Annotated in this window: 19 protein-coding genes; 6 read left to right on the top strand and 13 right to left on the bottom strand. The window is 38.5% G+C overall.

The window, feature by feature from the left end; translation table 11 throughout:
- Positions 1-12: 12 nt before the first annotated feature.
- Together B1A77_RS04255 and B1A77_RS04250 are read right to left on the bottom strand one after the other, a co-directional pair.
- Positions 13-870 carry a D-alanyl-D-alanine carboxypeptidase family protein gene (locus B1A77_RS04255; RefSeq protein ID WP_077708058.1) on the bottom strand — a complete coding sequence of 286 codons (858 nt, stop codon included), beginning with the start codon at positions 868-870 and terminating at the stop codon, positions 13-15.
- Positions 871-895: 25 nt separating this feature from the next.
- Entirely contained in the window at positions 896-1825 is a 930-nt protein-coding gene (locus tag B1A77_RS04250) for a mechanosensitive ion channel family protein (RefSeq protein WP_077708057.1), read from the bottom strand.
- A gap of 175 nt (positions 1826-2000) precedes the next feature.
- Between B1A77_RS04250 and B1A77_RS04245 the strand changes: the two genes are divergently transcribed.
- The gene (locus B1A77_RS04245; RefSeq protein ID WP_004697710.1) at positions 2001-2777 is read left to right on the top strand and encodes an adenosylcobinamide amidohydrolase; all 777 of its coding nucleotides are present in this window, start codon (positions 2001-2003) and stop codon (positions 2775-2777) included.
- A gap of 275 nt (positions 2778-3052) precedes the next feature.
- Here B1A77_RS04245 and B1A77_RS04240 read toward each other — a convergent pair whose 3' ends face one another.
- Genes B1A77_RS04240 through B1A77_RS04230 form a run of 3 tightly spaced genes read right to left on the bottom strand, consistent with a single transcriptional unit; the run spans position 3053 to position 6296 of the window.
- Entirely contained in the window at positions 3053-4030 is a 978-nt protein-coding gene (locus tag B1A77_RS04240; protein WP_077708056.1) for an asparaginase, read from the bottom strand.
- Between the two features lie 38 nt (positions 4031-4068).
- Positions 4069-4836 carry an NAD(+) synthase gene (gene nadE, locus B1A77_RS04235; protein WP_077708055.1) on the bottom strand — a complete coding sequence of 256 codons (768 nt, stop codon included), beginning with the start codon at positions 4834-4836 and terminating at the stop codon, positions 4069-4071.
- An 8-nt stretch (positions 4837-4844) separates the two neighbouring features.
- Positions 4845-6296, bottom strand: coding sequence for a nicotinate phosphoribosyltransferase (locus B1A77_RS04230; protein WP_004697792.1), 1452 nt, complete (start codon positions 6294-6296; stop codon positions 4845-4847).
- A gap of 301 nt (positions 6297-6597) precedes the next feature.
- On the opposite strand from B1A77_RS04230, the gene B1A77_RS04225 reads away from it, so the two are divergent.
- From B1A77_RS04225 to B1A77_RS04210, 4 genes are all read left to right on the top strand, one after another.
- Positions 6598-8046: an aminoacyl-histidine dipeptidase gene (locus B1A77_RS04225; RefSeq protein ID WP_021147705.1), complete on the top strand. Its 1449-nt coding sequence runs from the start codon at positions 6598-6600 to the stop codon at positions 8044-8046.
- A 424-nt stretch (positions 8047-8470) separates the two neighbouring features.
- Positions 8471-9340: a CobW family GTP-binding protein gene (locus tag B1A77_RS04220; RefSeq protein WP_008602960.1), complete on the top strand. Its 870-nt coding sequence runs from the start codon at positions 8471-8473 to the stop codon at positions 9338-9340.
- Positions 9337-10872 carry a permease gene (locus tag B1A77_RS04215; RefSeq protein ID WP_077708054.1) on the top strand — a complete coding sequence of 512 codons (1536 nt, stop codon included), beginning with the start codon at positions 9337-9339 and terminating at the stop codon, positions 10870-10872. The genes B1A77_RS04220 and B1A77_RS04215 overlap by 4 nt, the downstream gene beginning before the upstream one ends.
- A gap of 58 nt (positions 10873-10930) precedes the next feature.
- Entirely contained in the window at positions 10931-11695 is a 765-nt protein-coding gene (locus B1A77_RS04210) for a TIGR03943 family putative permease subunit (RefSeq protein ID WP_008602964.1), read from the top strand.
- Between the two features lie 199 nt (positions 11696-11894).
- On the opposite strand, the gene B1A77_RS04205 is transcribed toward B1A77_RS04210, so the two are convergent.
- A complete protein-coding gene (locus B1A77_RS04205) occupies positions 11895-12461 on the bottom strand; it encodes a biotin transporter BioY (protein ID WP_077708053.1) in 567 nt (188 codons plus the stop codon).
- A gap of 394 nt (positions 12462-12855) precedes the next feature.
- On the opposite strand from B1A77_RS04205, the gene B1A77_RS04200 reads away from it, so the two are divergent.
- Positions 12856-13443, top strand: coding sequence for a PepSY domain-containing protein (locus B1A77_RS04200; protein WP_008602968.1), 588 nt, complete (start codon positions 12856-12858; stop codon positions 13441-13443).
- 482 nt (positions 13444-13925) lie between these two features.
- Here B1A77_RS04200 and B1A77_RS04195 read toward each other — a convergent pair whose 3' ends face one another.
- The 7 genes from B1A77_RS04195 to B1A77_RS04165 all read right to left on the bottom strand — a co-directional run bounded on the left by B1A77_RS04195 (position 13926) and on the right by B1A77_RS04165 (position 21804).
- Positions 13926-15197, bottom strand: a complete 1272-nt coding sequence (locus B1A77_RS04195; RefSeq protein ID WP_077708052.1) for an O-acetylhomoserine aminocarboxypropyltransferase/cysteine synthase family protein — start codon at positions 15195-15197, stop codon at positions 13926-13928.
- A 291-nt stretch (positions 15198-15488) separates the two neighbouring features.
- Complete coding sequence (gene metA, locus B1A77_RS04190; protein WP_004697897.1) at positions 15489-16448, bottom strand: homoserine O-acetyltransferase MetA; 960 nt, start codon at positions 16446-16448, stop codon at positions 15489-15491.
- Between the two features lie 43 nt (positions 16449-16491).
- Positions 16492-17676, bottom strand: a complete 1185-nt coding sequence (locus tag B1A77_RS04185; RefSeq protein WP_077708051.1) for a MalY/PatB family protein — start codon at positions 17674-17676, stop codon at positions 16492-16494.
- A gap of 10 nt (positions 17677-17686) precedes the next feature.
- Entirely contained in the window at positions 17687-18820 is a 1134-nt protein-coding gene (locus tag B1A77_RS04180; protein ID WP_077708050.1) for a trans-sulfuration enzyme family protein, read from the bottom strand.
- A gap of 152 nt (positions 18821-18972) precedes the next feature.
- Complete coding sequence (locus B1A77_RS04175; protein WP_077708049.1) at positions 18973-19476, bottom strand: ECF transporter S component; 504 nt, start codon at positions 19474-19476, stop codon at positions 18973-18975.
- A gap of 58 nt (positions 19477-19534) precedes the next feature.
- Entirely contained in the window at positions 19535-19939 is a 405-nt protein-coding gene (locus B1A77_RS04170) for a PACE efflux transporter (protein WP_077708048.1), read from the bottom strand.
- A gap of 398 nt (positions 19940-20337) precedes the next feature.
- Positions 20338-21804 (bottom strand): DASS family sodium-coupled anion symporter, encoded by a 1467-nt coding sequence (locus tag B1A77_RS04165; protein ID WP_077708047.1) that lies wholly within the window; start codon positions 21802-21804, stop codon positions 20338-20340.
- Positions 21805-21822: the final 18 nt, after the last annotated feature.

Here is a 21822-nt window from a genome sequence, read left to right as displayed (position 1 = left end):
CACAATAGGTCCTTAAATTACCCCACAGAGTTTAAAGCCATAATCAAGGAATTGCACCGCTTCATCCCAACGGTTATCATCGTTTAACATGACTACAATCATAGTATGGCCCTTACGTGTGGCAGACGCAATCAAACATTCTCCTGCTGCATTTGTAAAACCTGTTTTCAAGCCATTTGCACCAGGATATTTGTTGCGAATGAAGTGGTTTGTAGTACGAATTGTTTCTGGTGCGCGGTTTTGGTACGGCACCTTATAGTAATCATTGGCAACCTTGTCACGGAACATTTGATATTTCATACCGTACGCGGCAATCATCGCTAAATCACGAGCCGTAGAATGGTGACCCTTTTGTGTTAATCCATGAGGATTCAAGAACACACTATTCTTTGCCCCCGCTTTTGCAGCAATGCGAGTCATATCTTTAGCAAATTTATCCACAGAACCACTTACATTTTCGGCTACTACAACGGCCGCATCATTACCACTAGCAACCATCATACCTTCAAGAACACCTTCCAATGTAATCTGATCGCCTACGCGAACCCCAAGGTTTGATTCTTCCATGCTCGTTGCATAGCTACTTATAGTAGCTAATTCATCAAGCTGTGTGCCCTTTAATTCTAAGGCAGTTAACAAGGTGACCATTTTTGTAGTACTAGCTGGATGCATCCACTTATCTGGGTTCTTTGCAAATAAAATTTCTTTTGTATCTGCATCAATTAGGACTACGGCCTCACCAACAGTAGAAGGAGGTGCAATGTATGCAGCTTGAGCAACACTAGCACCTATAAATATGATTCCTATAAAAGTTATGGCCAATACCAATTTCTTATAAAACATATGAATATTCGTCGTTAAAAGTGTCATCACTCTCGTTCTACCTTCCAGTATCTTAACTTTCAAGACTATCATCTAGTGTTACATTTGTAGTAGTTGCTTTCTTTTTTGTCCCTTTAATTTCACCTGTCGATGTATCTACATTTTGAATATATACTACACGTTGAGGATATGGAATATCGATACCATATTTATCAAAGGCATCTTTTACATCAGACATAATGCTATATTGAACATCGAGAAAATCATTCGACTTAACACGAGCATAAGCGGCGATTCGTACAGAATTATCTCCAAATTCAGAGATACCTATTTCCATATTCTTCGGATTAAGGACACGTTTATCTGCTGCAAAAATATTTTTTAAGATTTTTATTGCCTCATGATGATCATTATTATAACCAATGTCAAACGTAAATGGGATAACCCGTTCTGTAGTATAAACAATGTTAGTTACAGCTTGTGATGTAAGAAGAGAATTAGGTATGTATACATTCTTTTGATCTTTTGTAGTAATAACTGTATACATAAATTGAATTGATTTAACACTGCCAACTACATCACCTACCTGAATAACGTGACCCGCTCTAAAAGGTTTGAAGATAAGAATTAATAAACCAGATGCTAAGTTAGAAAGGTTATTCTGTAAGGCGAGACCAATACCTAAACCAAACGCACCAAAAGCAGCTATAAAGGATGTTGTAGGAATACCGATTTGGTTTAAGCAAATCAATACTAACCCTACTAGCAAGGCATAATTAATAATTTGAGTGATAAAGCTCATTGCTGCTGAGTCATAGGAAGCTTTTGTCATAATGCGGACCGCAAATGCTTTTACCCATTTAATAGCATATCGCCCAATCCAAAATAAAATTAATGCTAATAAGATATTTCCAGCTTGTGCAAAAAACCAGTCCCTTATTTGAATTAATATATTAGCGTCTTTAAAAAGAAATTCAGAAACAGCACTTAAGAAATTAGCCATAGTAACCATCCATAATATAAATCGATACAATAACAAATATCTATCACAACATAATAGCAATATAATAACGGTAAATATATATGCTATAATTTTACATATGCATTTGCAATACGATAATAAAGATATTATATCGTTATATTCCATATATAACAATCATAAAACTAGGGAGACTTACATGTTCAAAAATCTATACGAAGCACCCCAAGAGCTTGCTACTGGAGGCTATGTAACTAGAGAGTTACACTCCGTTACGGTACACTTTGACGATATCCACTATTCTCTTTCGAGCGGACAATTAAATGGTGGCTATCACCATACGCTAGCGGTACGCAACCAACAGCTAACATATCAAATCGAAACAGAAAAAGATTTACCCGGTGGCTCTGTAGCCGATTATTTGGCTCAAGAATTTGAACATATTGATACTCCTGTTCATTTTAGTACAGCACTTCTCACGTCTGCCACAATGCATCTACACGCCTATGCCAAAGTTGAAGAACATGATACTATTGTGGAAACTATCGTGACTGCAGGCTATGAAAAAACGGCACATCGCGCAGGTACAGGCTATTGTTACGAAGAGCGTGATGGAGACTTCATAGTGCCAGGCACAATCAATATCCTCGTATTTACAAATAAAGCTTTAACAGATAGCGCTATGGTAAAAGCTGTTATGACTATTACCGAAGCAAAAACCGCAGCCCTACAAGATTGGAATGTTGAAAGCGTACGACTTCATCCGTTTATTAATGAAGACATTCCTGACGCAATCACAAAAGAACGCAAAACATCTGCCACAGGTACCTCTACAGATGGTATCATCCTCACCATCGATACAAATGGAGATATCTTAACAGATGCTGGTTCCTTCTCATTATTTGGAGATACCTTAGCCAAGGCTGTCTATGTAGGCGTACAAAGAGCACTAGAAAATGCTATCGGCGCTGAATAATCCTATTTTGTAATATACAAAAATATCTAGAATGATACCCCAAAAATTATCAGTCAATACCCCACTCATATATGAAAAATATAATACAAATGAAAAACCGCACATCCTAGGCGATCGGAATGTGCGGTTTATTGCATATAAAACTGTTAAACACAGTATAATTCTTGAAAATGAATATCAAATTAAATTTTGAGATATCTTCTCAAATTTTTCAAATTTATTATTAGATTCAAAGAATTATTATGTTTCATACGTTCCATGAGTATTATGTGTCTTTAATATTCATGGAAAAATTGTTGTAACTTTTTAAGATTTTTAGTTTTTGTAAGCCCTAACATCAATAGAATACGAGCTTTTTGTGGACTTAAAGTATCACATACGAGATAGTTTGCCAGTGCATCTTGTGGCACTGCAGATACCATGCCACTACCGGTACGAGAAGCACGTACCGTTGGAAACTTTGTATTCTGTGTGATTTGACGTACATTTTGTGGGATTGTACCATGACCAAGCCCTGTTAAGATCAAACCGTCAGGATTTGTAGCAACTACACTCATAGGCACCATATCATCCATACCACCGTAGCAAGTCATTATAACTACACGAGGCAACTCAGATAATTTACTCACATCAAATACAGAGTCTTGCGTATGGCGTCGAGTAGACGCTTTATAATAGTGGGCAATACTATCTTGTACAATACCAAGATGTCCCACTAATGGACTATCAAAAGTCGCTACATTAGTAGTGTTGCATTTAGATACATCCCTTGCCCCATCAATATAGCCATTTAATACGACTACCACACCTTTACCTACAGACGATGGCGTTCTCGCTACTTGGATAGCTTGCAATAAATTAATTGGCCCGTCTGCACTAATAGCACCTGCAGGTCTCATAGATCCAGTAATAACAATTGGCTTGTCTGTATGAACTGTCAGATTCAGAAAATATGCTGTCTCCTCCATGCTGTCTGTGCCGTGAGTAATGACAACACCACCGATATCATCTCGATTAACCAATTTTTGCACCAACTTAGAAAGTTCTAACCAGTGATTTACGGTAATATCGGAGCTTTCAATATTACTAAACTGAGTATAAGTATAAGGACCATACGGTTTTGTGCCAGGTACAGAGGCTAAAATTTCGTCAAGGCCTAATACCCCTGCCGTATAACCTGTTAAATCCGTATTTGAAGTACCTTTTCCAGCAATAGTTCCTCCAGTACCAATCAAAGCGATTTTTGTCTCCATATTGCCTCCACTATAAATCAAGATTTTCACCCTATCAATTAAAGGTTTGGGTCAAATGACGGCATCAACTCTAATTTATGCTTATTAATTCGATTCAGATGGTCGATTCGCTCTTTTGTTGCTTGATCTTCAATTTCCCCAGTTCTAATATAATGATCCAATACAGCATAGGTAAATCCTAATTTATCCTCATCGGACTGACCGCTGAGACCATCACTTGGCACCTTATCAACTAGGTGCAATGGAATATCAAGAAGTTTTCCTATTTGACGAACTTCTTCTACTACGAGTTGTGCGAGAGGGCTAAAATCACCTGCACTATCTCCGTATTTTGTAGAGTATCCTACGTAGTCTTCAGATCCATTACAAGTATTTGCTACACGAGCACCATTTGGTAAATTTTGTCCTACTGCATAGAGAGTTGCCATCCGGAGACGAGGCGGGGTATTAATGGCAGCATCTTTAGATAAATCGGTTCTCCCCGTTACAACATCATACCCCTTAGCCTGAACGATAGCATGAGTTAGCGCCTCATAGGCAGCACCAATATTGACCGTCATGTGCGGAATTCCTAAATGATTTACCACTGTCTGAGCATCATCAATATCCGATTGCACTCCATTTGGCATAAGAACACCAACTACGCGATCTGCACCGAGAGCTTCTTTGCAAAGAGCTGCCACGATAGTCGAGTCCTTACCACCTGAAATACCAACTACAGCACTACAGTTAGGACCATTTTTACCAAAATAATCTCGAATCCATTGAATGAGGGCATCCTTTGTAGCTTGTGGATTTTCTAACATAGGCCCTCCTACTTTTTCCGATAAATACGGTTCAATAAATCCATCTTCAATTGATAGTAGCTAGGACTCATATCAAGATAGTGACGATGTGGATTTTCAAAGCGTTGCTCTTCAGGCCAAATTTCATTAGCTAATTGATCTTGCACATATGCTCGAATTTCCTCTAGTGTTGGTAAGTCCACAACTAATTTACCATCCTTGATAATAAGCTGCTTCATCTCTTTAAAAGTACAATTTTCAAAATATAATTCACGCCAAGGTTGCTCAGGATCGATATAACGATATGGTTCCTCTGTATCAGGTACCTCTCTCAACAATGTTAATAGATCTGCAATCGCACGACCTTTATCATTATAAACACGATATACCTTTTTAAGACCTGGATTAGTAATTTTCTCTACACTTTCAGAAATCTTGATACGAGGTTCCCACATACCATCTTTCTCGATGCTAGCAATTTTATATACCGCACCAAATACGGGGTCACTCTTAGAAGTAATGAGGCGTTCCCCTACACCAAAGATATCAATAGGCCCACCTTGTATTAGCAAAGATGTAATTGTATACTCGTCTAGGCTATTTGATGCCATGATTTTACAATCCTCTAAACCTGCATCATCTAGCATGCGCCGTGCTTTTTTAGCCAAATACGCAAGGTCACCAGAATCTAGGCGAATTCCTTTTAAGCGTTTCCCCATTGGCTCCAATACATCCTTTGCTACCTTAATAGCATTGGGCACGCCAGAGTTTAACACATCATAGGTATCAACAAGGAATACTGCATTATTTGGATACACTTCGGCATAGGCTTTGAAAGCATCGTATTCAGAGCCATAGTACATGACCCAACTATGCGCCATAGTCCCACTGACAGGAATGCCAAATTGTTGACCTGCCAAAACGGTTGCAGTGGACTGAACACCGCCAATATAAGCGGCTCTTGCACCATATACAGCAGCGTCTACATTATGTGCACGACGAGCACCAAAGTCAGCCACAATACGCCCATCCGCAGCGCGAACGATGCGATTAGCTTTTGTGGCGATAAGAGATTGATGGTTCATCATAGTAAGTACTGCAGTTTCTATGATTTGTGCATCTATGAGAGGCGCCACAATTGTAATTACAGGTTCATTAGGATAGATGATAGAACCTTCTGGGAAGGCATATACATCACCGGTGAAAGAGAAATCTTTTAGATATGCTAAGAATTCTTCACTAAAAATACCCTGACTCCGTAAATAAGAGATATCACTTTCATCAAAGTGTAAATTTAAAATGTACTCAACGATTTGTTCGAGACCACCAAAAATAGCAAAACCGCCCTTGTCTGGATTACGTCTAAAGAAAACATCAAATGCGACGCGATCCACATTTTTTAATTTTGTAAAGTAGCCATGTGCCATAGTCATCTCATAAAAATCCATAAGCATGCTAATATTGCGGCTTTCATGTTGCATTAGTTCACCAACCTTCTAAAATCTATAGAAATTTAGTTAATTGTTATTCGTTATTCGTATACCCTCATTATACAATATTATTCCTATATAGCTAGCACCTATCATAAGCTATCCTAATAATCCTTATTGTGATATAACTATATATATACAATAATAATTTATATAGTTCGTATGTATGAAAGAAGCTAGTCTAGACTGTAAAACAAGCGACCATTACGCTATAATATTTTATTTTATATTGTTTTAAAAGCTTTCAATAATACATACATATCTATTTTACATGAGAATGAAAGGTACCATTATGGAAACAATCGTTCAAGCAAAACGCGTATTAGAAATTTTTAAAGAAATGAGCCAAATCCCTCGTGAGTCCGGCAATGAAAAAGGCATCAGCGATTACATCGTGAACTTTGCTAAAAATTTAGGTCTTGAAGTTCATCAAGACGAAATCTTTAATGTAGTTATCAAAAAAGCTGCATCTCCAGGTTATGAAAACCGTCCATCCATCATTTTACAAGGTCATATTGATATGGTTTGTGTTAAAGACCATGACTCTAACCACGACTTCTCTAAAGATCCAATTGCTAATATCATCGAAGGCGAATGGATGCACGCAGACCATACAACATTAGGTGCTGATAATGGCATGGGTGCTGCTATGATGCTTGCTCTCCTTGAAGATGAAAGCCAACAACATGGACCAATGCAATTATTATTCACTACCAACGAAGAAACTGGTATGGATGGTGCCTTTGCCATTAAAGAAGGTCAAGTAACTGGTGACTACTTACTCAACCTGGATACAGAGGTAGAACATGACTTCACCGTTAGTTGTGCTGGCGGTTGCCACGTACATGTAAAAATTCCATTGTTACGCGAAAACAATTTACCAGGCTATGATGCGGGCTTATCCATTACAGTAACCGGTCTTAAAGGGGGGCACTCCGGCATCGAAATCAACGAGCAACGAGCTAATGCAAACCAAGTACTAACCCGTGTACTCTATGATATTCAACAACAATATCCTATTAGCTTAGCGTCTTTCGAAGGTGGCGTAAAACATAATGCAATCCCGTCTAAGGCAGTAGCTGTACTATCCGTACGCTCTGAAGATGTGGCAGCCATTAAAACATTGCTCGCATACCAAGAAAAACAATACCAACACGAATATAGCGTACAGGATCCAGGCCTTACATTTGTAGTTGAAGATGTTCCTACTCCTGAAATAGTATATGCAGAAGACACAACAGAAGCACTTATTACATATATCTATCTTGCACAAGATGGGGTTCATTCTGTAAGTAAGTCTATCCCAAACCTTGTAGAAACATCTAATAATATTGCTATCGTACGTGAAAATCAACATACCATTGAAATACTCATTTCTATTCGTAGTTCCAATAGCAATAGTCTTGAATTCTTAACGAAAAAAATGATGCTTCTTGCAAAAGCACTTGGCGTAGCTGCAGAGCGTACAGGTGGATATCCAGCATGGGAATACGACAAAGGCTCAAAATTGGAAGAACAAGCGATTTCCTTGCATAACGAAATGTTCGATACACCAGCTAATGTAAATGCTATTCACGCAGGTCTCGAATGTGGTTTGTTAAAAGGCGTATTGCCAAATACACAAATGATTAGCTTTGGGCCTACTATCGTAAGTCCTCATACACCATCAGAACGCGTTCATTTACCTTCTGTTGAAAATGTATATGTGTACCTCAAAGCATTATTAGCAAAATTACAATAAAATAAATAATTACTATATTTTTGATGTATAATTTGTTATACTATAAGCAAATAACACATCAAGTTACGAGACCCATGTAATAGTGACTCTCCAACCCTCCTACAAGTAATTCAGCCATCTCTCCAACTGAATTATCTTGTAGGAGGGATTTTTTTCATAAAAATTTTTCAACTACATAAATAAATATTTATTCATACAGGAGTATTCTTTCATATATGAACAACATGGAATGCATCGTTTTATTTATAAATAATTATGAATATCAACTACATGTGCCAGTATACTCATATATAGTATATAATCTATAAATTTCAGAGAAGGCTGTTAAACTCTGATAAACTTGCTAGTTTCCATATACCCCATAGAGTATTTTCTGTGTTATCCTATAGGTGTATACTGTGTTTACATTACGCAGGAGGTATATATGATTCCAATAGTTATCATATCCGGATTTCTAGGTTCTGGAAAAACAACATTCTTACAACATATACTAAAAGAACATACATCGAAAGATAAAATTCTTATTATAGAAAACGATTTTGGTGAAACTAGCCTCGATGCTGCTAATCTTGCAAAAACAGGGGCCACAGTCCGTGAAGTAACATCTGGCTGTATTTGCTGTAGCTTACAAGGAAATTTCCAACAAGCACTACTTGATATTCTGCAAAATTACAAAATCGATATGATCTACATCGAGCCATCAGGTGTTAGCAAGCTCAGTGAAATCATCCATACTTGTAACGACGAGGACATTGCAAAATCTGCTTACATTCACGCATCAATAACGACTGTCGATGCTATGCAAGCACCAATGTTTATCAAAAATTTTGGTCTTTTCTTCAAGGATCAAATCACTCATAGTGATGCGATTTTTTTGAGCCATACAGAAGATATTCAACAGACAAGCATTACAAAACGTATGATTCGCGACCTCGCGCCACATACACCAATTCATGAAGAAGCATGGGATACCATTGGTTTGCGTGATTACATCAAGCGCCTGTATCATTGTCATGATGATCACTGCTTACACGATGAACATTTATTTATGAGTCATACCTTTAAGGATTTGCGCACCCTTAGTCTTGCACAATGGAAAACCATTTTAGAAGGCATGCCTGATACAGTGCTTCGTGCCAAAGGGATTGTACCAACCACGGAAGGTCCTCACGAACTCCAATACGGCACTCATTACTGTTCGCTTTCACCTAGTGAAACTAATGACTATAGTTTAGTCGTTATCGGCACAGATTTTAATGTACCAATGGTACATAACGAAGTGTGTCAATCATGATACCTGTTTATATCGTTACAGGGTTTATTGGATCCGGTAAAAGCACGTTCATAAACGAACAATTACAATACCGTAAAAAGCTAGGCGGTACCGCAATAATCAGCGCCGAAGAAGGCAGTGAACGCCTCATCAAAGAGCCCTTACAACTCAATGCGGATGAACTCAGTGCCATCGTTCCTAGCGATATCAAGTCTTACGAATTGATAGCCTGTAAAATCGGGGATTATTTAAAACGACTACAGCCAAAAGAGCTATGGATTGAGTGGAATGGCATGGTAAGCTTTCATCAACTAGAAGCCTTACTATATAGCGATATATTAAGCCACCTAGTACAAGTAGAAAAGGTATTGTATATTTGTACCGATCAATTTGTTTCAACCATACTCCCTGGTTTAGGTAATGATGTAATGAGTCAATTGTATAGTTCAGATTGTATTATCACAGAATCCAATACACATCACGCTTTACTACGTACCTACAACGGAGAGGCTAAAATTATAACAGCTCCTACACCAGAAAAAGTAGAACAACTGTGCCGGAATTCCACATGGGGACTCATTCCTAATCTATTAGTTATTGGTATTACAACCTATATACTGTTGGTCACAGCTTTTCGCCATGACATCCCCTATTCCATTCACCAATGCTTCGCCATAATCACGGGCCTAATCATCGAGGCCATTCCATTCCTTTTATTAGGCACGGTAGGCTCGACGATTATTCGCTATTTCGTGCCACAACGAGTGCTACTAAAACTGTTAGGTGATCATTCTTTGAAAAGCTATGGAGCTGCTATGGTCAGTGGCTTTGCCTTGCCAATTTGTGACTGTGCCATCATTCCTTTATTCAAGGCGCTAATAGATCGAGGCATCCCTTTATCAGTAGCTCTTTTATTTATGCTCGCTAGCCCGATTATCAACCCTATCACCATTCTTTCTACATGGTATGCGTTTCCTGACAATCCCATGCTCTCCGTATGGCGTATCGTTTTAGGATTAGGTGTTGCCTTGTTAGTAGCCCTATCGTTCCGATTCTGGCCTCCAGCCACATCTATTTTGAAAGCAAGAACACCACAGAATCTTAGCTACGAAGAAATCGTTTTAGAAACAACTAAAACTAAACATATCGATAAAAAAAGATTGTTAGTCCATATGGAACAAGAGTTTTCTCAACTCTTATTCTATTTTTCCATGGCGGCAACTGTACTATCTATAGTTCAAGTGTATGGCAAGCCTTGGCTTCTCAACGCAGGATTAACCTTGCCAGAATTTACAGCCATTCCAATTTTGCTGATGTTAGCATTCTTCTTTTCAGTCTGCTCTACATCAGATGCCATCATCGGTAAATCCTTGAGCACCTTATTTCCTATTAGCTCCGTAATGGGCTTTCTCATCTTAGGTCCGATGCTAGATATCAAAAACGTATATATATTAAAGCAATATATGCCTACCTCATTTATCATACGATTAAGCATAACGATTGCTGTTATGTCCTATATGGCAGCATTAGTATTCAAATTCTTTCTTAGCTAATTTACAAATTTTTATAATCATTATCTCAGTTCTTAATTAATTAAAAGGAGATGATTTCATGACATTAGGACTGAAAGATCGCTTTTCTATCGTGAAAGGTCTATTGTATCTCATCTTAGGTATCTGTTGTATTTACCTCATTGTGACAGGTCGTTATTTGAACTATATTGCACCGCGTTATGAACTTTTACTAGGTATTAGTGGCGTTGCCCTTATTTTAGGTGGTCTAGCGACGATTATTTGGGCACCCTCAAAATACTACAAGCATAACTGGAAATCTATCGTTCCGATTATTATTCCTATTATGTTGCTCATCGTTCCTCCCGTTCTTGTACCATCAACAGGCGTTCATGGTGCCGCTCGTGTAAACGATGATACTAACAATTTTGACTTTACAAACGATGCTATTGGAGAGGTTGTCACTGTTAACAGTGAAAGCAAAGAGCCAGGAATTTCCAAAGACAAAAAAGAAATCGTTTTGAACTCAGACAATTTCTATCAAACCATTGTAAAAGTTGGATCAAATGCTGATCAATATAAAGACTACACAGTTTATATGACAGGCTATGTGAACCGCGAAGATAATACATTAAAATCTAACGAATTTACTATTTCTCGTATGGCTATGGCTTGTTGTATTGCTGACGTTGCCCCTATTGGCATGACAGCCTATAAGACAGACGGTGATAGCTTACAAAATGAACAATGGGTATCGATTGAAGGTAAGGTTTCTACCCGAGACTTCCACGGTCGTAAACAACCATATGTAGAGATTACAAAAATCAAATCGGCAGAACCTATATTAGGCTATGTATACCCTTAAGAATTACAAAAAAACGAGGCTTAACGCCTCGTTTTTAATAGGAATGATTCTGTTGAATAAAATAACGTATATTTCATAATTCAATATCTATATGAATCTACAATAGATTGATTCCTTATAATAGTTATTATATTTATTATATTTTTTCTAGTTATTCTAATTATAATAGTTATTAAAAAATAGTTATTAAAACGTTCTATTAGTACTGTAATTCTTTAATAATTCTCTTGCCAAGAGATGCTGCTACAGCGCACAAGAAAATATCTGGGCCAACTGGGATTAGGAAGCAAGTAATAATGACAGCTTCCACACCAATCGGCTTACCTAAATACAGATTCATAATAAAGTATAGGTACACCATGCCAAGACCATATACAATTAACAGATTTAATATAGATCCGGCTAGCAAACGTTTAGACGATAGTGTATCCATTGTCTCTGCAATGCGTCCTACTACATACGCACCAACCATAAAGCCAATTAAATAACCAAAGGTAGGTTGCAAAATATAACTAGGACCACCACCAGATGTAAAAATAGGAACCCCAACAAGGCCTAGTACAATATAAATGCCAACACTAGCGGCACCTAAACGACTACCTAAAACAATGCCCGCTAATGTAGTAAATAAGATTTGCAATGTAAACGGACAATTCGGTAATGGGACCCGTATGAAAGCACCAACCGCGATTAGCGCCACAAAGAGTGCTGTCATCGTTAACTGACGGGTGGTAATGCGAGTTTGTTTTGATACAGTAGAGCTCATGGTATACCTCCATTCATAACAGACCTAAGCAGGAATTTGTGCTATCAATGGAGAATAAAAGTCCAAGATAACACGGAAACAAACTACTAACTATCTAAATTAAAGCACTTGTATTTTTAATTGTCAACTATAATGGTTGACTTTTAGTTTACTATATAGTCTAATACTATATATACTATGTTTTTAGTACTTTTTAATTTTGACTATAGCTAATAGTTATTATCAATAGTTCATAATAACTAAAAGATATACTCATCTTCATACAAAAATCATCTAATTTCACCTTATTTTCATATAACAAGATTAAATTATACATAAGTAGATTGAGTAAAATCTACTTTCACAAAATCGTAACTAAACGAAAATTATAATTTGGTATCAGGAGGCATTGCTTATGAAAAATGTTAAGAAAGTATCCAAAGTACTATGTGCATTTGGCGTTAGTACAGTATTATTAGCAGGTGTAGTTGGTGCAGCTAGCAACCATGGTTACAACAACCATAGCAACTGGAATGGTGTTGGTAGCGTTGCTCCATCCGCACAAGCTAACTATTCTGTTGACTATATGGGCGCTGTTACAGTATTCCAACAACAATTCCCTGGCGCTACTGTAAAATCTATTTCTTATGACGCAAAACATAATCCTTACTATGAAGTAGAAGGTTATTATGGCAACCGTGAAGTAGAGCTTAAAGTAGACGAAGCATCTGGTCAAATCGTTGGTAAAGAAGTAAAAGGTTACTCCAAAGCTTCTAAAACAATTAACGTTCAAAACATCATCATTCCTGAAGTAGCTGAAACAAAAGCTATGGAAAAAGTTGGTTCTGATTTCCAAACTATGGATTGGACCGTTGAACGTGAAAACGGCAGAGTTGTATATGAATTCGATATGACAACTGGCGGCGGTAAAAATGCTGAAGTAAAAGTAGACGCTACATCCGGTAAAGTTATTAGCGCTAAAGTTAAAAACACAAAATACTAAGATTTTCATTTCATCAAGTGAAACCCTATCCTAACCCACTTAGATGACACACTACACATATAACACACATACTATACACACTGTATCCTTTGGATACACTCTCTAACACACTCTCAGAGAGCCCGTAACACTAACCACGGACTCCCTAAATCCTATCTCACACAATAGGAAAACGGTCTGTGCTCACACACCACAGACCAAACGTTACACACACTATACTCCCTTAAAGACCTTGGATCATTAAATCCAAGGTCTTTTTATGCCCATTCTATCAAGATTATATTACACCTACACAACATTTCATTCTTATAAAGACAACAACACACTAATAACAAAAAAGCCTCCCTGCGGGAGGCCTTTTGTATAAGTTTTATAGGTTTGATAGTTATGTGTTCTATTTCTTAAGCAAAGTTCAGCTTAAGGATGTCATTTGTAAGTTTTAAAGGTTTGATCTATAGTTTTCCAAACAAGAGGTACGAAAATTATGCTTTATCTAAAGCTTGTGCCAAGTCTTCGATGATATCATCGATATTTTCAAGGCCGATGGATACACGGATCATATCTGGTGTTACGCCAGCAGATTTTTGTTGTTCTTCGTTAAGTTGTGCATGTGTTGTGGATGCAGGATGGATAACAAGAGATTTAGCATCTGCTACGTTGGCAAGGTTGGAGAAGATTTCCAAGGAGTCAACAAGTTTAATACCTGCTTCTTTACCACCTTTTACACCGAATGTGAATACTGCACCAACACCTTTAGGGAAGTATTTATCAGCTAATGCTTTGTATTTGCTATCTTCTAATTCTGGATAGCTTACCCATGCTACCTTAGGATGTTTGCTCAAGAAATCTACTACTTTACGAGCATTTTCTACGTGACGTTCTACGCGCAAGGACAATGTTTCAATACCTTGTAAGATTTGCCATGCTGCAAGTGGAGTAATGCATGCACCAGTATCACGAAGTAATTGAGCACGAATTTTTACAGTGAATGGGATTGGCAAATTACCAAATACTAATCCATTGTAGTGTTCGTCACCTTCGGAGAAGCCAGGGTATTTACCAGAACCTTTATAGTCGAATTTACCAGATTCTACAACTACGCCAGCCAATGTTGTACCGTGACCACCAAGGTATTTAGTAGCAGAGTGTACAACTACGTCAGCACCATGTTCTAATGGACGGAATAAGTATGGAGATGCAAATGTATTGTCTACAATCAAGATGATATTGTGTTTATGTGCAATATCAGCTATGGCTTGTACATCGATAAGATTAATACCAGGGTTACCAATAGATTCGATATAAACGGCTTTAGTCTTTTCATCGATAGCTGCTTCAAATTCTTCCAAATGATCCGGATTTACGAATTTAGTTTGAATCCCCAAACGAGGCAATGTAGCAGTAAACAAATTATAAGTACCACCATACAATGTGGATGCAGCAACAATATTATCACCAGCATCTGCTACATTTAAAATAGAGTACGTAACCGCTGCAGAACCAGATGCTACTGCGATACCAGCTGCACCGCCTTCAAGTTGTGCTACACGAGCATCCAATACATCTGTAGTAGGATTGCCAAGGCGAGAGTAAATACCACCAGGATTAGTCAATGCAAAACGGCCTGCTGCTTCTTCTGCATCTTTAAATACGAAAGATGTAGTTTGGTAAATAGGTACTGCACGAGAACCTGTTGGATCCACGGTATGACCAGCATGTAATTGTAATGTTTCAAATCTGTATTGTTTGCTCATTATAACAACTCCTTTATATTAACTGTGAATTGAGTTCATTCTTTATGCCTAGTATAGTACTATGTTTTAAAAAATATGTCTACTATTTTTTATATGGTCTTCTCCATAACTTTAAACTATGGTAAGCAAAGGACGATAAAAACTTTTACCAAAGACTCTAATGCGAACTAAATCATTTTATGAAAAATAAAAATCCCCTAATTACTTCCAAAGAACTAGTTCCCTTGAGAAATGTTAGAAGTAATTAGGGGTACATATTACTATCAATAGATTAGAAATAAGTACTTACATTTAGATGTAAGCGCCTAAATTTTTATCCCGTTCAAATTTCATTTTTTGGATTTGTTCAATGATGTACGGTGTTTCTTGGTATACATAGTAGTTCAACCAGTTTGTAAATAATAGTGTACTTACAGAGCGCCAGCGCACGATGGGACGTTGTTTTGGATCATTATCCGGGAAGTAGTTTTCAGGAACTGCAATATCCATACCTTTTTTGATATCCCGCACGTACTCACGGTTAAGTGTGTCCCAATCGTATTCGGCATGACCAAATACAAAGATATGCTTATTATCTAAACTACGAACGATAGCAGCACCTGTTGGTTCAGACCCAGCCAAAAGTTCCAAGTCACGATTTTCCTTAATTTGTTGCAAAGAAACTGTAGTGTGACGAGAATGTGGCATCCAAAACTTTTCATCAAATCCACGCATGAGCACTGGTCGATCATTATAAATATCGTGTTCATAAACACCGAATAATTTCTCATCCATAATAGATTTGTTAATACCAAAGTGATGATATAAACCAGCTTGAGCCCCCCAACAGATATAGAAGGTCGAATATACATGTTCTTCGCCCCAGTTCATGATTTCTACGAGTTCAGACCAATAGTCTACCTCTTCAAAAGGCATTAACTCAACAGGAGCACCGGTAATAATCATACCGTCAAAGAACTGGTCTTTTACCTCATCAAAAGTACGATAGAAAGTTTCTAAATATTGTTCATCTGTATTTTTAGCCTTACGAGATGCGGTATGCAACAATGTTAAATTAACTTGCAATGGGCTATTACTGAGAGCACGCAAAATTTGCGTCTCCGTCACTTCTTTAGTAGGCATCAAATTGACTAGCAAAATTTGCAAAGGTCGGATCTGTTGATTTTCCGCCCGCTCAGTATCCATAACGAAAATATTCTCTTGAGCTAATTTCGTTATGGCCGGTAAATTTTTTATTACTTTAATAGGCATAATGTCACCTCTACATATTCTACAATTTGATAACCTAATCTAATTAAAAGCCCTTAGCCTCATAGGCACGGCGCCAAGATTCGAGCCCTTCTTCTAATATTTTACGAGGACAAGCAACATTAATGCGTTCAAAGTCCTCCCCATCGATGCCAAACATAGAACCCGTATCGAGCCATAACTTGGCATCATTAACGATCCATTCATCTCGCTCTTTAGGGCTCAGCGGCAATTGAGAACAATCTAGCCACATGAGATATGTCCCTTCAGGCCGATACACATGGATTTTTGGCATATATTTTGCTATATAGTCGATGGTAAATTGAATATTGTCTTGAATATATTCTTTCAATTCATCAAGCCAAGGAGCCCCTACTTTGTAGGCCCCTTCACAGCCCACAATCCCCATCGTGTTCAATTGGCTATAACCAGCACGATCGATTTCTTTGATAAAACGGCGGCGTAAGGAATCATTAGGAATGAAAATATTACTTACTTGTAAGCCTGCAATGTTGAAGGTCTTACTAGGTGCTGTACATACAATACAGTGTTCTGCATAGCTTTCACCAAGAGCGGCAAAGACCTTATGCGTATGCCCTTTCCATACAAAATCTGCATGGATTTCATCGCTCACAATGAGCACATTATGTTTAATACAAATATCGCCGAGGCGTTTCAACTCGTCCTCAGTCCACACGCGTCCTACCGGATTATGGGGGTTACACAAGAGGAATAATGTAACATTTTCCTCAACGATAGCTCGCTCAATGCCTTCAAAGTCGATAGTATATCTCTCTTCGCCTTTGATGAGCGGCACATTGATAAGATGCCGATTGTTGTCATCAATAACCATGCTAAATGGGTAGTACACTGGTTGGTTGATGAGCACACCTTCACCCTCCTTGGTGAAAGCTCGCACCGCCATCGCCAAAGCAAATACAATCCCAGGCGTTTTAACAAGCCATTTTTGTTCTGGAATCCAGTTAAAACGAGTGCTAAACCAATTTTGTAACACATCAAAGTATTCGTCGTCGGACTCGGTATATCCGAACACACCATGGTTTACGCGGTCTAATAAAATTTGCTTCAATTCAGGGGGAATTTCAAAATCCATATCCGCTACCCAGAATGGCAACACATCCGCAGGTTTGCCTCGTTTTACAGCAAAATCATATTTTAAAGATTTCGTGTGCGTTCTATCTAAAATTTGATCAAAGTTATATTGTCCCATAGGAACTCCTTTATTTATTAAAAGCTTGTTCCAAGTCTGCAATCAAGTCTTCTGTATCTTCAATCCCTACAGATAAACGCAACAAACGACGTGTAATACCTTTACGTTCTGCATCTTCCGGTTTTAAATCTGGATGTGTTTGCGTTACAGGGTATGTCAACAAGGATTCTGTACCACCAAGACTTTCAGCGAATTGAATAAGCTCAATACCTTCTAATACTTGTTTAGCCGTTTCTTCGCTATCTACTTCGAAGGATAACATGCCGCCAAAGCCTGTTGTTTGAGCTTTATTGATTTCATAGCCCGGATGTTCAGGAAGTCCTGGGAACAATACTTTTGTTACCTTAGGTTGTGTCTTTAGCCATTCCGCAAGAGCAATGGCATTCTTTTGGTGTTGCTCCATACGAAGTGCCAATGTTTTTACGCCGCGAATAACGAGCCAGCTATCCATAGCAGATAAACATGCACCTACGGTTTTGTACGTTAAACGCAATTTTGCGGCGATTTCTTCGTCTTTTACAATAGTAAAACCAGAAATTACATCGTGATGACCACCGATGAATTTTGTACCACTATGAACGACAATATCGGCACCCAAGGTCAATGGCTTTTGGAAATATGGACTCAAAAATGTGTTGTCGATAATCACTAGCGCATTACGTTCATGCGCCAATGCACAGAGTGCACGAATATCGGTAATCTCCATCATAGGATTTGTCGGTGTTTCAATATAAACAGCCTTTGTATTCGGTTTAAAAGCAGCTTTCACCGCATCAAGATCAGAGGTGCCTACATAAGTGAACTCAATGCCGTTCTGTTCGTAAATATTTGTGAACATACGGATAGAACCACCATATAAATCATCACCTAAGATGATGTGATCTCCAGGAGAGAATAGGTGGAATACTGCGTCCACAGCTGCCATACCGGAGGAAAATGCCAATGCATCTGTACCTTCTTCAAGGCCAGCTATCAATTGTTCCAAACGGTCGCGCGTTGGATTAGACTCGCGCGAATATTGATAACCTGTTGTATCCCCCAACTTTGGATGAGAAAATGTACTAGACATATAGATTGCAGGGGAAATTGCACCAGTGCTATCTGGTTTACCACTGCCGTGAACACATTTTGTATTAAATTTCATTCCTATCAACTCCTCATATTTGTATACAATATGTTAATTATAAAAGTAGACAATGACTAAGGTCAACAAAAATGGGCACTCATACTGCCTGAGTGCCCCGAAAAAGTCATATCTATTTTGAATGGGTTGTCATAACTCTAAGTTAAGTTAGACTAATTTTTAGTACGTTTTGTAATAAGTAATGCCAAAATAATACCTAAAGAAGATGTTACCAATTGAGGCCAACTAGCTACAAAAAGCATGGTATTTACAATCTTTGGTGGAAATTGGAACAAGGAGAAGAACAAGGAGTACCCTCCAAAGAGTACGCCGGCTTTTACCAAAGCCGCCACAATGATAAGCAATGCTTTTGGTTTATGTTGTAACCAGTGGGCTACGAATACATACGCTGTCGTTCCTAGGGCCGTAATCAAAATGAACGGTGGCAACGGCAACATGCCTTGTAAATGCGCCACTACTGGTGCAATCCAAGCAATAACAAGACCATTCTTCCATCCATAGCGCCATGTGGCGAGTACAAAGGTTGCAGACGTAATGGAACCGATGAGGAACATGCTCACCTGATTAGGAATAAAGGGGAAAATAAGGCGCAAGCTTTGCGCCAATAAGGCAACGGCCAACAAGAGACCTGTGCCCGTAATAGATTTTGTAGACATAAGAACCTCCTACTATACGATATAGATTTTACAAGAGGTACCTACCTCACATTCAAAATTAAGCCTCTACAAAATATAGACGTGCTCGATCATATACCCAATTATAAATATAAGTATAACCTAATATGACTAATGTCATCGTTATATCTGTAGCAAAGGCCATCCAAAAGCTCATATGCATCATGTACATAATAATAGGCACTGTGGCAAGCATAAACAAACCTTCAAACAACACTGCATGAATTGTGCGGATTACAGGCCCTCGCGCTAATCGGTCACCTAGTACTAGTTTATCAAATATCCAGTTAAACACAAAATTCCAAACCATCGCCAACAAGGAAAAAATAATCATCAAGACCAAAGGCTGCCCCTCATGCGGAACAAACTGCATCACCAAACAGCCAATCAAAACACAGCCCAGCTCATATAAAATCGACTGTACAACACGCTCTGTAGCAGACATAATAATAAACCACCTCCATCAGAAAACCCAAAAAAGATATTTACTATCACATCAATATTATATTTATTATTTTAGATTTGTCGAGTTCTGTCGAGTTTTGCCATTTTCGGATATAAAGGAAGCTACTCGTAGTGTTCTTTAAACTCGACTTGCTTTTCCCAAAGTGAGTATTGCCATTTCAGGATAAAAGAAGCCGCCATATGTCTGTCCAGCGACTTGCCCTCCCGAAGTGAGCTATGCCATTTTCGGATATAAAGGAAGCCCCTCGTAGCGTTCTGTAAGCTCGACTTGCTTTTCCCAAAGTGAGTATTGCCATTTCAGGATAAAAGAAGCCGCCATATGTCTGTCCAGCGACTTGCAGCGAATGGAGCGCAGAGAGACATATGGCGGCGGAAAGCCTATCCTAAAAGTGGCATTACGAACTGAATCCATGGAATACCCACCACAATAAATATCGCAAGGTAGATAATCCCAAAGATAGCACCTAATTTCCAGAATTCAGGGCCTTTATTATAACCACTAGCAAACCAAATTGGGCTATGACCAGTACCATATGGTGTAAGGATACCCATAATACCCATTGGTACTAAAAGAATCAACATAACTTGAGCTGGATCAACACTAGGAATCTGAAGAATTAGAGTAGCAAATAAGCCTACCATGGCAGTTACATAAGCGGTGCCAGAAGCAAAGAAGTAACGAAGCAAGCAGAATGCTAATAACAAACCAAGAACTGCCATTGTGGGATCTAAGGATACTAAAGAACCACCTGCAGATTTAGCAAGCCACTCCAAAAAGCCTACGTTTTTAAGACCCGCAGCCATAGGTACGAGTGTAGCGAACCAAGTCAAAACATTCCATGCTGGTTTGTTAGCAAGGAAGTCTTGCCATGTCATAATCTTGGTGAAAATCATCAAGATAATAACAATCAAAGCTGTTGTAGTTGGGTTCACTTTAAATGTAGAAGCACCAGTCCACAACACAAGAGCCAATACAGAAATCAAGGCCATGAAGATTTCACTGCGTGTCATGGAACCTAATTTCTTATATTCATCCCTTGCCCATGCTGCAATTTCAGGGGACCCTTTTACCTCCGGTTTACAGAATACATAGGTCAATAATGGTGTGATGATAAATAGTATAATACCCACTGGCAAGAATGCTAGGAACCATGTGCCCCAGTTGGCAGCTACGATACCCGACTTTGCAGACAATTCAAGAGCCAATGGATTTGGCGCCGCACCAGTCAAGAAAATAGAGCTAGATACACAAGTTGTTGCCAATGCTACCCAGTTCAAATAGGAACCAATTTTACGAGGATTCTTATCGGGGTAAGAATCGAACATCGGACAAATACTAGATACAATTGGATAAATCGTACCACCAGAACGAGCCGCATTACTTGGAATAAATGGAGCCAACACAAGGTCAGTAATAGCAATAGCATACCCAAGGCCTAAAGAGGACTTTCCAAGCTTGGCTACGAGGAACAATGCAATACGTCGACCAAGACCAGAATTTTCATAACCGATACCGATCATAAATGCTGCGAATATCAACCACACGATAGCATTAGAGAAACCGCTAAGTCCCCAGCTGATAGCTTGGGCATCCGTAATAGCCTTTGCTACACCAGTTGCTTTGTCTATAATAGGTGCTGGACCAACCTTAAATAACATAGATACGGTAACAGCAATGATACCGATGAAAGCTGGTGGCATTGGTTCTAAAATCAACCCCACCACAAGGCCTGCAAAAATACTTACATAAATCCAAGAATTTGCGCTAAGACCTTCAGGAGCACCGATGAGCCATACAAGAATAGCTACTACAAGCGGTGCAAATAATTTCCAATTCAACTTCATTAAGAACACTCCTTACTA

The organism is Veillonella parvula, from assembly GCF_002005185.1.
In the GTDB taxonomy this organism is placed as follows: Bacteria; Bacillota; Negativicutes; order Veillonellales; family Veillonellaceae; genus Veillonella; species Veillonella parvula_M.
This window is presented reverse-complemented; position numbering and strand designations above follow the sequence as displayed.

Coding starts and splice junctions, on each gene's coding strand:
- B1A77_RS04220 (WP_008602960.1), top strand. CDS start 8,471: ATGATTCCAATAGTTATCATATCCGGATTTCTAGGTTCTGGAAAAACA.
- B1A77_RS04205 (WP_077708053.1), bottom strand. CDS start 12,461: ATGAGCTCTACTGTATCAAAACAAACTCGCATTACCACCCGTCAGTTA.
- B1A77_RS04250 (WP_077708057.1), bottom strand. CDS start 1,825: ATGGCTAATTTCTTAAGTGCTGTTTCTGAATTTCTTTTTAAAGACGCT.
- metA (WP_004697897.1), bottom strand. CDS start 16,448: ATGCCTATTAAAGTAATAAAAAATTTACCGGCCATAACGAAATTAGCT.
- B1A77_RS04195 (WP_077708052.1), bottom strand. CDS start 15,197: ATGAGCAAACAATACAGATTTGAAACATTACAATTACATGCTGGTCAT.
- B1A77_RS04255 (WP_077708058.1), bottom strand. CDS start 870: ATGACACTTTTAACGACGAATATTCATATGTTTTATAAGAAATTGGTA.
- B1A77_RS04165 (WP_077708047.1), bottom strand. CDS start 21,804: ATGAAGTTGAATTGGAAATTATTTGCACCGCTTGTAGTAGCTATTCTT.
- B1A77_RS04240 (WP_077708056.1), bottom strand. CDS start 4,030: ATGGAGACAAAAATCGCTTTGATTGGTACTGGAGGAACTATTGCTGGA.
- B1A77_RS04215 (WP_077708054.1), top strand. CDS start 9,337: ATGATACCTGTTTATATCGTTACAGGGTTTATTGGATCCGGTAAAAGC.
- B1A77_RS04230 (WP_004697792.1), bottom strand. CDS start 6,296: ATGCAACATGAAAGCCGCAATATTAGCATGCTTATGGATTTTTATGAG.
- B1A77_RS04185 (WP_077708051.1), bottom strand. CDS start 17,676: ATGGGACAATATAACTTTGATCAAATTTTAGATAGAACGCACACGAAA.
- B1A77_RS04200 (WP_008602968.1), top strand. CDS start 12,856: ATGAAAAATGTTAAGAAAGTATCCAAAGTACTATGTGCATTTGGCGTT.
- B1A77_RS04210 (WP_008602964.1), top strand. CDS start 10,931: ATGACATTAGGACTGAAAGATCGCTTTTCTATCGTGAAAGGTCTATTG.
- B1A77_RS04175 (WP_077708049.1), bottom strand. CDS start 19,476: ATGTCTACAAAATCTATTACGGGCACAGGTCTCTTGTTGGCCGTTGCC.
- nadE (WP_077708055.1), bottom strand. CDS start 4,836: ATGTTAGAAAATCCACAAGCTACAAAGGATGCCCTCATTCAATGGATT.
- B1A77_RS04170 (WP_077708048.1), bottom strand. CDS start 19,939: ATGTCTGCTACAGAGCGTGTTGTACAGTCGATTTTATATGAGCTGGGC.
- B1A77_RS04180 (WP_077708050.1), bottom strand. CDS start 18,820: ATGAAATTTAATACAAAATGTGTTCACGGCAGTGGTAAACCAGATAGC.
- B1A77_RS04245 (WP_004697710.1), top strand. CDS start 2,001: ATGTTCAAAAATCTATACGAAGCACCCCAAGAGCTTGCTACTGGAGGC.
- B1A77_RS04225 (WP_021147705.1), top strand. CDS start 6,598: ATGGAAACAATCGTTCAAGCAAAACGCGTATTAGAAATTTTTAAAGAA.